Origin of the sequence: Streptomyces gardneri (genome assembly GCF_006539185.1) — a bacterium.
In the GTDB taxonomy this organism is placed as follows: Bacteria; Actinomycetota; Actinomycetes; order Streptomycetales; family Streptomycetaceae; genus Streptomyces; species Streptomyces gardneri.
Window position 1 is genome coordinate 154,420 of record NZ_BJMN01000019.1, and the last position, 12,617, is coordinate 167,036.

Annotated in this window: 10 protein-coding genes and 1 tRNA gene; 2 read left to right on the forward strand and 9 right to left on the reverse strand. The window is 72.6% G+C overall.

Translation table 11 applies throughout. The annotated features are described in order from the left end of the window. Positions 1 to 41: 41 nt before the first annotated feature. The gene (locus SGA01_RS15595) at positions 42 to 2,609 is read left to right on the forward strand and encodes a bifunctional serine/threonine protein kinase/MFS transporter (protein ID WP_141297099.1); all 2,568 of its coding nucleotides are present in this window, start codon (positions 42 to 44) and stop codon (positions 2,607 to 2,609) included. 18 nt (positions 2,610 to 2,627) lie between these two features. Here the strand turns inward: SGA01_RS15595 and SGA01_RS15600 are convergent, their stop codons facing one another. Next, the gene (locus SGA01_RS15600; protein ID WP_141297100.1) at positions 2,628 to 3,299 is read right to left on the reverse strand and encodes a DUF2278 family protein; all 672 of its coding nucleotides are present in this window, start codon (positions 3,297 to 3,299) and stop codon (positions 2,628 to 2,630) included. 177 nt (positions 3,300 to 3,476) lie between these two features. Here SGA01_RS15600 and SGA01_RS15605 point away from each other — a divergent pair. Beyond that, positions 3,477 to 3,564 (forward strand) — tRNA-Leu (locus SGA01_RS15605). A 60-nt stretch (positions 3,565 to 3,624) separates the two neighbouring features. Here the strand turns inward: SGA01_RS15605 and SGA01_RS15610 are convergent. The 8 genes from SGA01_RS15610 to SGA01_RS15645 form a co-directional block, all read right to left on the reverse strand. Further along, positions 3,625 to 4,869 (reverse strand): cytochrome P450 family protein, encoded by a 1,245-nt coding sequence (locus tag SGA01_RS15610; protein WP_141297101.1) that lies wholly within the window; start codon positions 4,867 to 4,869, stop codon positions 3,625 to 3,627. Then, positions 4,866 to 6,095 carry a cytochrome P450 gene (locus tag SGA01_RS15615; protein WP_141297102.1) on the reverse strand — a complete coding sequence of 410 codons (1,230 nt, stop codon included), beginning with the start codon at positions 6,093 to 6,095 and terminating at the stop codon, positions 4,866 to 4,868. The genes SGA01_RS15610 and SGA01_RS15615 overlap by 4 nt, the downstream gene beginning before the upstream one ends. Further along, positions 6,092 to 6,700 carry a GTP-binding protein gene (locus SGA01_RS15620; protein ID WP_229918471.1) on the reverse strand — a complete coding sequence of 203 codons (609 nt, stop codon included), beginning with the start codon at positions 6,698 to 6,700 and terminating at the stop codon, positions 6,092 to 6,094. Before SGA01_RS15620 ends, SGA01_RS15615 begins: the two co-directional genes overlap by 4 nt. A 64-nt stretch (positions 6,701 to 6,764) precedes the next feature. Further along, positions 6,765 to 7,118 carry a DUF742 domain-containing protein gene (locus tag SGA01_RS15625; protein ID WP_024757394.1) on the reverse strand — a complete coding sequence of 118 codons (354 nt, stop codon included), beginning with the start codon at positions 7,116 to 7,118 and terminating at the stop codon, positions 6,765 to 6,767. Further along, positions 7,115 to 7,516: a roadblock/LC7 domain-containing protein gene (locus SGA01_RS15630; RefSeq protein WP_055639735.1), complete on the reverse strand. Its 402-nt coding sequence runs from the start codon at positions 7,514 to 7,516 to the stop codon at positions 7,115 to 7,117. The genes SGA01_RS15625 and SGA01_RS15630 overlap by 4 nt, the downstream gene beginning before the upstream one ends. Continuing rightward, a complete protein-coding gene (locus SGA01_RS15635; protein ID WP_141297103.1) occupies positions 7,513 to 9,129 on the reverse strand; it encodes an ATP-binding protein in 1,617 nt (538 codons plus the stop codon). Before SGA01_RS15635 ends, SGA01_RS15630 begins: the two co-directional genes overlap by 4 nt. A gap of 151 nt (positions 9,130 to 9,280) precedes the next feature. Then, complete coding sequence (locus SGA01_RS15640; RefSeq protein ID WP_141297104.1) at positions 9,281 to 10,195, reverse strand: alkaline phosphatase family protein; 915 nt, start codon at positions 10,193 to 10,195, stop codon at positions 9,281 to 9,283. Between the two features lie 67 nt (positions 10,196 to 10,262). Further along, positions 10,263 to 12,389, reverse strand: coding sequence for an alpha-galactosidase (locus SGA01_RS15645; protein ID WP_141297135.1), 2,127 nt, complete (start codon positions 12,387 to 12,389; stop codon positions 10,263 to 10,265). Positions 12,390 to 12,617: the final 228 nt, after the last annotated feature.

The window sequence follows — 12,617 nt, forward strand, 5'->3', positions numbered from 1 at the left end:
ATCCCGTGCCGGGCGGAGGTCGGCTCAACTATGTTACCGACGTGGAACAGTTGATCGCGGAAGACCCGACACGCATAGGCCCGTACCGCCTCATCGGCCGCCTGGGGGCGGGTGGCATGGGGCTGGTGTACCTCGGAAGGTCGGAGGGCGGGCGGACGGTCGCCGTGAAGGTGGTGCAGGCCGAGCACGCCCAACACCCCGAGTTCCGCAGGCGTTTCGCGCGCGAGGTGGAGGCGGCGCGTCGGGTGGGAGGGGAGTGGACCGCGGCGGTCCTGGACGCCGACACCGAGGCGGTCGTGCCGTGGGTGGCCACCCAGTACATCCCCGGACCCGACCTGACCACCGTGGTCGCCCGGGACTTCGGGCCGCTGCCCGAGCGCTCGGTCCGTGTTCTCGCGCACCGGCTCGCGGTCGCCCTGCGGTCCGTGCACGCGGCGGGTCTGATCCACCGGGACCTCAAACCGTCCAACGTCCTCGTGACGGTCGACGGGCCGCGTGTGATCGACTTCGGCATCGCGCGGGCCATGGACAGCCTCGCCGGGGACAGCCTTCACACCCGTACGGGCATGCTGATCGGCTCTCCCGGCTTCATGTCGCCCGAGCAGGTCCGCGGACTCGAACTCACCCCGGCCAGCGATGTGTTCTGCCTGGGCGCCGTCCTCGTGTACGCCGCCACGGGCCGTCTCCTCTTCGGCGCGTCGGAGACCGGGCTGAACGCGCACCTCTTCCGCGTCGCGGAGGAGGAACCCGACCTGACGGGCGTACCGGAGTCGCTCGTCGGCCTCGTGCGCGCGTGCCTGGACAAGGATCCGACGCGGCGGCCGACGCCCCTCGACGTGGCCGCCCGCACGGAGCCGGACGGCGCCGACGAGTGGCTGCCGGGCTCTGTCCTCGCGCAACTCGGGCGCCGTGCGGCGCAGTTGCTCGACTTCGCCCCGGATCCGCGGATCCCGGCCCAGGCGCAGCCCGCCGCACCCCACGGACTGCCGCAGCCGCCTGCCTACACGCCCACCACTCCCGTGGACAACCTCCCGCCGCCGCCGGGGTTCGGGCCGCCCGCGGATCTCGTGCCGGGAGCCTGGGCGCCTCCCGCGTTTCCGACCGTCGCGTCCGGCCCGGCCCCCGGACGGTGGTGGGGACTCACCGCCGCGGTCCTTGCCCAGGTCGCGGTGGTGATCGGCGCGGCGACCATGACCGCGGCCGCACCCGTCATCCAGCACGACCTGGGTCTGGCCGTCGACGCCCTCCTGGCGATGTTCCTCGCCTACGGACTGGCGTTCGGCGGACTGCTGCTGCTCGGCGGTCACCTCGCCGATCTCCTGGGCCGCAAACGGACGTTGCTCGTCGGCCTGGCCGGATTCGCCGCCGCCGCCGCGCTCGCCGGCTCGGTCCCCAGCGCCGCCTTGCTCATCGGGGCCCACGCCCTGCAAGGCGCGTTCGCCGCGCTGCTCTCGACGGCCGCCCTGGCGCTGGTGAGCGGGGGGTTCACCGAACCGAAGGAACGCGGCAGGGCCTTGGGGATCTACGCCGTGCTCGTCGGCGGCGAGCTGGCGATCGGGGTGTTCGCGAGCGCCTGGCTGGTCGACGTCATGGGCTGGCGCATGTGCCTGTACGCCGTCTCCGCGCTCGCGGGGGTGGCGGCCCTCGTCGGGAGCCAGGTGGCGCGCGACCCCGCGGCCCGCATCCGTCCCGACGTACCGGGCCTGCTGCTCGGCACCGGCGGGCTCGCCGCTCTCGTCTACGGCCTCGACAGGGCCGCGGGCGACGACGGCTGGACCGACCCCCTGGCCCTGGCCCTCCTCGTGGTCGGCACCGCGCTGTTCCTGGCCTTCCTGTGGTGGCAGACCCGGACCGGCACCCCTCTCGTCCCGGCGTACGCGATCAAGGACCGTCAGCGCGTCGGCTCCCGCCTCGCCCTGTCCCTCGTGAGCATGGGGACGTTGACCATGATCCTCGTCCTGCACCCGTACCTGATGGTCGGGCTCGCCTTCGCCGGCCCGGCCGGTACCGGCCTGGCCCTGCTGCCCATGGCCGGCGCGCTCCTGGTCGGCTCCACGCAGATCTCCGCCCGCCTCCAGCACCGGCTGGCACCCCGCCTGCTGGTCGTCCCGGGGCTGCTGCTCGCATCGGCGGGAGTGGCACTCCTGGCCCTGCTCGACGGCGACAGCACGTACGCCGGAATCGTCCTGCCCGGCCTTCTCCTCGTCGGTCTCGGTCTCGGTGTGGCCCTGGTGCCGCTCCTCGCGACCGCGACGGGCGGGGCGGCCCCGGAGTACTCGGGTGGGACCGCGGCGATGGCCCTCACCGCCCACAACCTGGGCGCCCGGATCGCCGCACCGATGACCGCCGGCATCCTCAGCTGGGTCATCTCGGCCCGGCTGGACGGCATTGCGAACGTTCCGGAGGGGTTGGTCGAAGCGGTGAAGGACGGGTTCCTGCTCGGCGGGCAGGGCCTGCCGGATTCGCTGTCGGACGTGGTCGCGCAGACGGACGCGGCCGTCCTCGGCGGCTACTCCGTCACCCTGTGGTGCGGGGCCGGCCTCATGCTCCTCGCGAGCCTCCTCGCGGGACTGCTGATCACGGCGCCGACGCCCGAGCGGGTCCGCTAGCTGCGGTTCGGCGGTGGGTCACCCGACGGGGTGGCCCCCGCTGTCCGTGTGGCCCGCCTGGCTGGAGAACTTGTTCAGGAAGACGTCGTACTTCCCGTCGTCGCGCCGGGCGAGCGTCGCGCCGTCCTGCCAGATCCCGTTCTCCGGCCACCACTGCGAGCCCGCCGGATCACCCTGGTTCTGGTGGATGTTGTGCATGCCGAGGTCGCCTTCGGGATCGTCGGTGAACGGCTCGCCGAAGACGAGGACCCGCTGCCCCGGCACCAGCACCGCCTCCAGCGCGGCGGCGGCGTCGATGTTGGACCCGGCGTGCCACGGTCGCGAACCGAGCAGGTCCAGGAGCTCCTGGAGCCAGGTGGGCGGGCGGCGCTGGAAGAGGACTCCCGTACGGTCCGTCAGCTCCGGGTGGCGCAGATAGTCCAGGGCGCCGGAGTCGGGTGCGGAGGCGAGCTCGTGATAGCCCGGGGCGAGCGCCGCGGCCGGGCCGAGGGCGGCGGCGTCCACGGTGAAGCTCTTCCACTGCACGCCCACGTTGGACTTGTGGCTGTCGACGTCGACGGCGCAGTGGTAGCGCCCGTAGGGGGCGTCCACCTCCAGGTTGATGTGGAACCAGCGGCCCTGGTTGTCGGGCTGGTCGCGGAAGTGGCGGTGGAGGGTTCCCGCGAGCACACCGTAGTGAGCGAAAGGCATACCGCCAGTGAAGCACTCTCCGTCACGTCCCGCAGCACGTCCATGACGTGGAGTAATCGGACGGTTGTGTGGCCGCACGGCTCTGACCACGGGAAACGTGGGTGAAGAGCACTCCGAAGTGCTGGTAGATTGATCTCTGTCGCCGCAGGGGTCACTCCGCGTCACGACACTCACCTGGTCCAAGTGGCGGAATGGCAGACGCGCTAGCTTGAGGTGCTAGTGCCCTTTATCGGGCGTGGGGGTTCAAGTCCCCCCTTGGACACCAGATCATCCCCTCTGTCGGGCGGGCCGCGGCCCGCCCGACAGAAGGAATCCCCGGGCCGGGTCAGGCCAGGAACACCGGCAGGTCGAACAGGTCGTTCTGCGTCACGACCGGCTTGTTCCGCAGCTCTTCGCGCGGCACCGCGAGCCGCAGCTCCGGGAAGCGCGCGTACAGCGCCGGCAGTGCCACCGAGGCCTCCAGTCGGGACAGCGCCGCTCCCGGGCAGACGTGCGGACCGTGGCCGAAGGCGATGTGCCGGTTCGGCGTACGGGTCACGTCGAACGCCCCCGCCGTCGCACCGTGCTGCTCCTCGTCCCGGCCGATCGCGCCGAAGGACACGATCAGCGCGTCACCCTTGGGCAGGACCCGGTCGCCGACCTCGATGTCCTCGCTCGCGAACCGGATCAGTACGTGCGAGGTGGGCGTCGACCAGCGCAGGGTCTCCTCGATGACGTTCTCCCACGGCACCTCGCCCTTCAGTACCAGGGCGCGCTGCTCGGGGTGGGTCTCCAGGGCGACGACCGCGTTGACGATCAGGCTGATCGTCGTCTCGTGGCCGGCCGCCACCATCAGCTGGAGGGTGTTGGTGATCTCCTCCGTGCTGAGCCGGTCGCCGCCCTCCGACGCCTCGATCAGCGCGCTGGTGAGGTCGTCGCCGGGCTGCGCGGTCCGCGCCGCCACGATCCCGGAGAAGAGGGCGCCGAGGTCCGCCATCATCTGCGGCACCTCCTCGGGCGGGGTCTGCGTCGAGAAGAACTTCTCGAAGAGGGCCTTCATGACGGGGTGGTCGGCCTGGTCGACGCCCATCAGCTCGCTGACCACGTTCATCGGCAGCGGGTACGCGAACTCCGCCTTCAGGTCCACGACCTCGCCGGCCGGCCGCTCCGCGAGCCGGTCGAGGCTCTCGGTCGTGAGGGCCTCGATGCGCGAGCGCAGCAGCTCCACCCGGCGCGCCGTCAGCGCCTGTGCGACGAGCGTGCGCAGCCGCCGGTGCTCCTCGCCGTCCACGGTCAGCATCGACTTGCCGGGGTTGGCCAGGCCGATCAGGGGCCAGTCCATCGGTATCTCGCCGCGCTGCCAGGCTCCCCACACGTCGATGTCCTTGACCAGGCGGGCGTCGGTGAGGAGCTTCCGGGCCTCGGCGTGGCGGGTGACGGACCAGCAGGGCACGCCGCCGGGCAGGACGACGCGGGCCAGCGGGCCCGCCTCGCGCAGGCGGGCGCTCTCGGCGTCGAGATCGGCGACGAAGGGATCGAGGACGATCACGTCGGCGTCGGGCGCGGCGGTGTGGTCGTACGGGCAGCTCATGCGAAGGCTCCAAGGGCGGGGGTCGGGGTGTACGTCACGGGGAGCGCGGTGAGGCCCCGCAGCCAGGGGGACGGGCGGCGGGTGAGGCCGTCCTCCGCCACCGCGAGGTCCACGTCCGGCAGTCGGTCGAGGAGCACCTCGATGCCCGTCCGGGCGATGGTCTCGGCGACCTCCTGCGCGGGGAAGGGGCAGCGGTGCTCGCCGTGTCCGAAGGAGAGGTGGGCGTTGTTGCCGCCGGTGAGGGCGCCGGAGTCGGCCCGGACATGGGGGTCGGAGTTGGCGGCGGCCAGGCCGAGGAGGACCAGGTCGCCCTGGCCGATCCGGCGCCCGCCGAGGTGCGTGTCGCGCGAGGCCCACCGGCCGGCGACGTTCTGGGTGGGGGTGTCCTCCCAGAGGACCTCGTTCATCGCCTCGCCGACGCTGTGGCGGCCGCCGGAGAGGGAGGCCGCGAACCGGTCGTCGGTGAGCATGAGGCGCAGCGAGTTGCCGATCCAGTCGGCGGTCGGCTGGTGACCGGCGGCCAGCATCACCATGAGGTCCTGGGCGACCTCCTCGACGGAGAAGCCGGCGGTGTTGGCGACCATGCGCGAGGCGACGTCGTCACCGGGCGTCTCGGCCTTGGCCGCGAGCAGCGCGAACATGGACTCGGCGAGATGGCGCTGGCCCGCCAGGGCCCCCTCCTGGCCGTTGATCATGTCGTTGAGGGCGGTCACGAGGGCCGGTCCCTGCTCGTCGGCGAAGCCGTAGATGCTGGCGAGGACCCGTACCGGCAGCAGCATCGCGTACTCGGCGATGATGTCGCAGGCGCCCTTGCCGCAGAGCCCGTCGATGAGTTCGTCCGCGAACCGCTCGGCCCGTTCCTTCAGGGCGAAGGGGTCGACGGCCTCCAGCGCGTCGGAGATGACGGCGGCCCGCTCGCGGTGCCGCTCGCCGACGGTGTAGAGGATGGACGGCTGCTTGCGGCCGATCATGGGCAGCAGTGGCCAGTCCGCGGGGATGGCGTCCCACTGGTTCCACAGCTCGGAGTCGCGCGAGAAGAGGACCGGGTCGCTGGTGACCTGGTGCAGCTCGCGATAGCCGAGGACCAGCCAGGCGGGCACGTCGCCGTCGAGCACGACCGGGGCGACGGCGCCGTGCTCGCGCCGGATCCGCCGGTACAGCTCGACGGGGTCGGTCTGGAACCGGGGGCCGCTCAGGGGGACGGGTGGGTACGCGGGGTGGGTCACAGCATGGGCTCCGGAACGGTCTGCGGGATCGGCTGCGGGATCGACCGCGGGGCCGAGGTGACGAGGGTGCGCAGGTGCTCGACGAGCGAGATGAGGACCTGCTTGCCGGACTCGCGCGACCGGGCGTCGCAGAAGACCAGCGGGACCTCGTCGGCGAGGTCGAGGGCCTCGCGGATCTGGTCGGGGGTGTGGGCGGGGCCGCCGAAGTCGTTGCAGGCGACGACGAACGGGGTGCCGTGGTGTTCGAGCCGGTCGACGGCGTACCAGGAGTCGGAGAGCCGCCGGGTGTCGACGAGGACGACGGCGCCGAGCGTGCCGGCGAAGAGCCGGTCCCACAGGAACCAGAACCGCTCCTGGCCGGGGGCACCGAACAGGTACAGGACGTTGCGCGCGTCGAGGGAGATCCGGCCGAAGTCGAACGCCACGGTGGTGGCCTTCTTCGCGGCGACGCCGCCGGTGTCGTCGATGTGCTCGCCGGCCTGCGTCATCGTCTCCTCGGTGTTCAGCGGACGGATCTCGCTGACCGAGCGGACCAGGGTGGTCTTGCCGACTCCGAATCCGCCGACGATGACGATCTTCAGCCCGTTGTCGGCGGTGCTGCGCAGGGTCTGACGGTGTGACGATTCAGCGGCTTCGGAGACGTCAGGGACGTCGGAGACGTCAGAAATGTCAGAGGCTACGGAGTCCAACGAGCACCTGCTCCAGGATGTCGTGATCGGGAAGGCGGTACGAGGGCCGGGGATGCCGTGCGCTGATCCGGCCGGTGTCGTGCAGGTCGGCCAGGAGGATCCGCGTGATCGACACGGGCAGGCCGAGCCCGGCCGCCACTTCGACGACCGCCGTGGGGAACCGGCACATGCGCAGGATCGCGGCGTGCTCCGACTGCATGCCGGGGACCGGGTCGCTCTCGGAGACCACCAGCGTCACCACGTCGAAGGCGTCGGACCCGGCGCGGGTACGACCGCCGGTGACGGTGTAGAGGCGGTCGGGCGAGTCGTCCCGGCCCGGCCTGGCCCGGCTCATCCCCGGGGCCTGGCGACGAGGTGCTCGCCCAGCTGCTCGACCAGTTCCGTCATGTTGTGGCCCACGAGTCCGGCGTCGGCGTCCTCGTCGGCCACGAGGGCGAGGTGGGCGCCGTCGCCCGCCTCCACGATGAAGAGGATGCCGCCGTAGAACTCGGCCATGGCGGAGCGGACCCCGCCCGTGCCGTCGCCGAACTCGACGGAGGCACCGTGCGACAGGCTCTGGATGCCCGCGGAGATCGCGGCGAGCTGGTCGGCCTGGTCGACGGAGAGCTCGGAGGTACGGCAGAGCTTGAGGCCGTCGCGGGAGAGCACCAGGGCGTGGCGGGTGCCCGGGGTGCGTTCCAGCAGGCCCTCCAGGAGCCAGCTGAGCTTCTCGTCGGTGGTGGTGCCGGTCATCGCGGATTGCCTTCCGAATACGGGGAGTTCGAGGAGGCCGACGGGTGTGGTGCGGCCGCCGGGTCCTGGGGGTCGGACGGTACGGACGTGTCGGCCGGCCGGTCGTCGGCCGCGCGGCCTCCCGCGCCGCGCACGGCCCGGTGGAAGCTGCCGAAGCGCGGCGGGGCCGCGGCGGCCGGGCCGGTGCGCGGTGCCTCCTGGCGCGGCTCGGCCGGCGCCTCCCCGGCCTTGAGCTGGGCGGCCAGGGTCTGGCCGCGGCGGCGGCGGGGCAGGACGATCCCGTCCGGCGCCTCCTCGGCGCCGGACGCGGCGGGGGCGCCGTCGTGGACGGGCTCGTGCGTGGTCTCGGGTTCGTGGGCCGGCCCGGACGCGGGTGCGGGGCGTTCGGCGGAAGGCGGCGTTCGCTCGGCGGCCGGGGCGGTCACCGCGCGGCCGGCGACCGGCGGGGTCGGCTCGGCGGGCGCGCCGGTCCGCTCCTCGGGCACGCGGCTGATGAGCTCCTGAGGGATCATCAGCAGGACGCCGGTGCCCCCGCGGGCAGAGGGGCGGAAGGACACGGTCAGGCCGTGCTTGCGCGCCAGCCGGCCGACCACGTGCAGGCCGAGGCGGGTGCCGGAGAGCCCGGCCAGGTCCTGGGCCGCCGAGCCGACGGCGGCCTCCGCACGCCTCAGCTGTACGTCGCTCATGGCGAGACCGCTGTCCTCGACGGTGATCACGAGGCCCGCCGGTACCTCCTCCACGTACACGTGCACTTCCGCGTTGGGCGGGGAGAAGTTCGCGGCGTTGTCGAGGATCTCGGCCAGGGCGTGCATGACGCCCTCGGCGGCGTGACCGGTCACCGCCGCCTCGCTGCCGGAGTGCAGCCGCACCCGCTGGTAGCCGCCGATCCGGCCCATGGCGCCGCGCAGGATCGACTCCATGACGATCGGGCGCGTCCAGCGGCGGCCCGAACGGGCTCCGGTCAGTACGGCGATGGAGTCGGCGAGCCTGCCCGCCTGGGCGGTGCGGTGGTCGAGGTGGAGGAGGTCGGTGAGGACGTCCTCGTCGGCGTGCCGGTGCTCCATGTCCCGGAGGTCGGCCATCATGCTCGTGGCCAGGGCCTGCATCCGTCCGGCCGCGTTGGCGGCGGCGGCCATGGCCGCGGACCGGGCGGACTCCGCGCGGCGCAGCCGGCCTTCGAGGCGCTCGGTGTCCGCCGCCAGTGTCGCGCGGAGCTGTGCCGTCTCGGACGCGTGCGACCGTACGAGCTCCTCCGTACGCGCCGTGTGCCGGGCCGCCGAATCGGCGGCCTCCTCCTCGTACCGCGCCGTGAGCGCCGCCGCCTCGCGCTCGGCGGTGGCCTTGTACCGGCCGGTGTAGGCGTCACGGGAGGCGAGTTCGGCGGCCAGGACCTCCGCCCGCCGGGCGAGCACCCGCGCCGTGCGGGCGTACCAGGTGACGGCGAAGGCCGAGGCGGACAGCAACAGGACTCCGCACGCCGCGAACCAGCCGAGCGCGGGGCGAACCCCGGCCGGCGCCGCGGTCGTCGCCGCCACGGCGAGCGCACCACCCGCGGCGAGTGTCAGCAGGGAGGCGATCAGGGCAGGGCGGAACGGGGTGGGCGACGCCGACATCAACCAGACTCTCGAGAGCAGGCACACGGGGGAAGAAGGTTGAACGACGGAACTATAGAACCGATCTTGATCGGTTCGGAACTCTCCCGAGCGGATTTGTACTCAGGATTGAGCAGAGTCATCCATCAATGCGCCCAGTAATGCCTGACTTTTAGTGATCTGCTGTCAACTTCCGACGCTCGGGCGGATTTCCCCCGACGTGTCGGCGGTGAGGGCTGTGAAAAGCGGCGCCGTCCAAGGTCCAGTGGGGGTCGGGCGGGATCCCGAGGGCCGTGTAGACATGCGCGGCGACATCCGTGTGGTGGAGGGCCGGCGGCACGGCGCCGGGGGGCAGCCCGGGGCCGCTCGCGGCGATCCAGGCCGTGCGCTCCAGCTCGCTGCGGCCCCCGTGGCCTCCTTCGTCGCGGTGGCCGTGGTCCGTCACCACGATGATCGTCCACTGCTCCGCCGCGTGGCCGGGCCGATCGCGTACGGCGGCGAGGAGCCGTCCCAGACGGCGGTCCGCGGCCTCGATCGACCGGCGGTACTCCTCGCCGCAGCCGAGGAAGTGGGCGGTCTCGTCGACGGCGCCGAGATAGACGAAGCCGGCGTGGAGCTCCTCGTCCAGGCCGAGGAGGTGTTCCGCGTCGGCCGTCACCCTCTCGTCCACCTCCTCCCACGCCTCGGGGGTGTCCTCGCGGGGAGCGACGTAGCCGAGCCGGGTGGGGGCGACGAACAGCGGACCGCCCTGCCGGGCGAGGAAGAGCGGTGCCCAGCCGCCGACGGCGAAGGTCCGGCGCCCGCACTCGGCGGCGAGGCGGGTCGTGAAGTCGGGAAAGAGGTCGAGCCGGTTGCCGTCGAAGCGGTTGGCCCACACGCCGTGCTTGGCGACGCCGACGCCGGTGACGATGGTGGTCCAGCACGGTCCGGACATGGTGGGTGTCTCGTCGTCCACCTGGACGGGCGCCAGGAAGCCCGCGCGGGCGATGCCGTCGAGATGGGGGGTGTCGAGTGCGGGGAGCAGGTCGAGGCGTACGCCGTCGATGCCGATCACCAGGACGCGGGCGGTGTCCGTGGCAGTGTTCATGGAGTGGTCCAGGTTGTCGTGGAGCGGATGGGAGGGAGGTGAGGAAAAGGGGAGGGGAGCGGGCCGGTCAGGGGCTGACGCGGCGGAGCCGGATCAGGCCGCTGGCGTAGTCGCCGGCCGGTAGCCGCGGGTCGATGCCCCGGCGCACCAGCACGGCCCCGCTGTGGACGTGGTCCCGTTCCGGGTCGAGGTAGTGCGCCTCGGGATCGAGGGCCGGCAGCCGCACCGGGTCGGGGCGGTGGCCGAAGCGGGTGGTGGGGCGCCAGACGAGGATCACGTGCTCGCTGTCGTCCGGGGCCGCGTAGTGGACGGCGGTCACCGGTCCGCCCGTCGCGACCCGGTGCTGGTGTCCCCGCTGGACGAGCGGGCGGATCTCCTTGTACAGGGCGACGAGCTCGGCGGCCTCCGCGAGTTCCTCCTCGGACCAGGACGTCAGGTCACCGCCCAGCCCCAGCGCCCCGGCCATGGCGACATGGAAGCGGAAACGCAGCGGGGTCCGCCGGCCGGTGGCCGGGTTGGGACTGTCCGTGACCCACGCGGCCATGGCCGTGGCGGGGAACAGCTGACCGAAACCGTGCTGGATGCCGATCCGGTCGACCGGGTCGGTGTTGTCCGAGGTCCAGGCCTGGTCGGTGCGAGCCAGCATGCCGAGGTCGACGCGCGCCCCACCGCCCGCGCACGCCTCGATCCGCAGACCGGGATGGGTGGCGCGCAGCCGGTCCATGATCCGGTGGACGGCCCGGGTGTGGTCGATCCACAGGCGGTCGGGGTCGGGGTGCCCGCCCCAGCCGGCCTCGGTGAAGGGCCGGTTGGCGTCCCACTTGAGCCAGTCGACGTCGTGGGCGCGCACGAGGTGGTCCAGGGTCCGGAGCGCCCACTCCTCGACCTCGGGCCGGGCGAAGTTCAGCACCAGCTGGTTGCGCAGCTCCGTCGCGTCGAGCCGGGGGGCGTGGAGGACCCAGTCCGGATGGGACCGGTACAACTCGCTGTCGCGGTTGACCATTTCCGGTTCCACCCACAGCCCGAAGTCCATGCCCAGGCGGTGCACCTCGTCGGCGAGCGGCCGCAGCCCGCCCGGGAAGGCCTCCTTGCGGGGCGTCCAGTCGCCGAGCCCGGACCGGTCGTCGCGGCGCGTGCCGAACCAGCCGTCGTCCAGGACGAAGAGCTCGGCGCCGGCACGGGCCGCCAGCCGCGCGAGGCGGAGCTGCCCGGCCTCGTCGACGTCGAATCCGGTGGCCTCCCACGAGTTGTAGAGCACCGGCCGGTCCCGCTCGGGCTCCGGCAGCACATGCCGGCGTACGTACGCGTGCCAGGTTCGGCTGGCCGCGCCGAAGCCGTCGGGGGAGTAGAGGCCCGCGTACGCCGGTGTGCGAAGGGTCTGGCCCGGCAGCAGGGTCCAGGCGATCCCCTCGTGACCGAAGCCGCCGGTCCAGGTGGTGCGGCCGACCGGGTCGCGGTGGACGGTCACCCGCCAACTCCCGCTCCAGGCGAGCGCGGTGCTCCACACCGCGCCCGCCTCCTCGGTCGCGGTGCCGTCGTCGACCGCCAGCCACGGGCTCGCATGGTGACCCGTGAGTCCCCGACGGCTCGTCAACACGGTCTCGGCGACGGGCAGACGGTCGCGCTGGAGCTGGAACTCGCTGTTCCAGCCGCCTGTCAGATGGCTCAGCCGGTACTCGGACAGCGGGGGAGCGGTCCAGGCGGCCGAGTCCAGCCGGCCGACGGTGACCGGATCCGGCGGACCGCCGGCGGCTCCGGTGTGGGTCAACTCCGTCCAGCGCTCGATGACGTCGGTGTCGGGCCGGACGCGGTAACAGAGGTCCGTCCGCAGGGGGCGGTGCCGGTCCTCGAGGTGCAGCCGGAGTTCCCCGCCGTCCACGGTGTGGCCGGCGAATCGCCACTGCGTGCCGCGGGTGCCGTCGGCGAAGCGGATCTGAACTCCGGCCGGTCCGAACCGCGCCCCGGTCTGCGGCGCGAGTTCGTCGGGAGCGGCGTCGGCCTCGAAACTGCCGGCCGCTGGGGAGGCCGCCTCGGGCAGCGCGGTGAGGGCGAGGGTGTCGAGCGGAGCGCCCCAGTACAGGTGCCGGGGGCTGCCGTCGGCGCCGACGCGCAGCGCGTACAGGCTGTTCGGCGTCCGCAGCGACGCGAGGCGGAGATCGGGATCGAAGGTGACGGGCGGGAGCGTGGCGCGCACGGAGGAGTCCCCTGACGTGATGGGCACGGAGGCGGGGCTGAGCGTAGAGCGACCTCAACTCCCTAATCAATACTGGAAGAAGTTATTTATTTGCTCTACGTTGCTCCCGTGTTTCGAGATCACCCACAGCCCTTGGTCACCGCGCCCGCTGTGGGGGATCGCTCATGGCGTCCTCCCTCAAAGCCCCTTCCCGCCCCACGCACAAGGCAGGCACCCCCCTCCACCTCC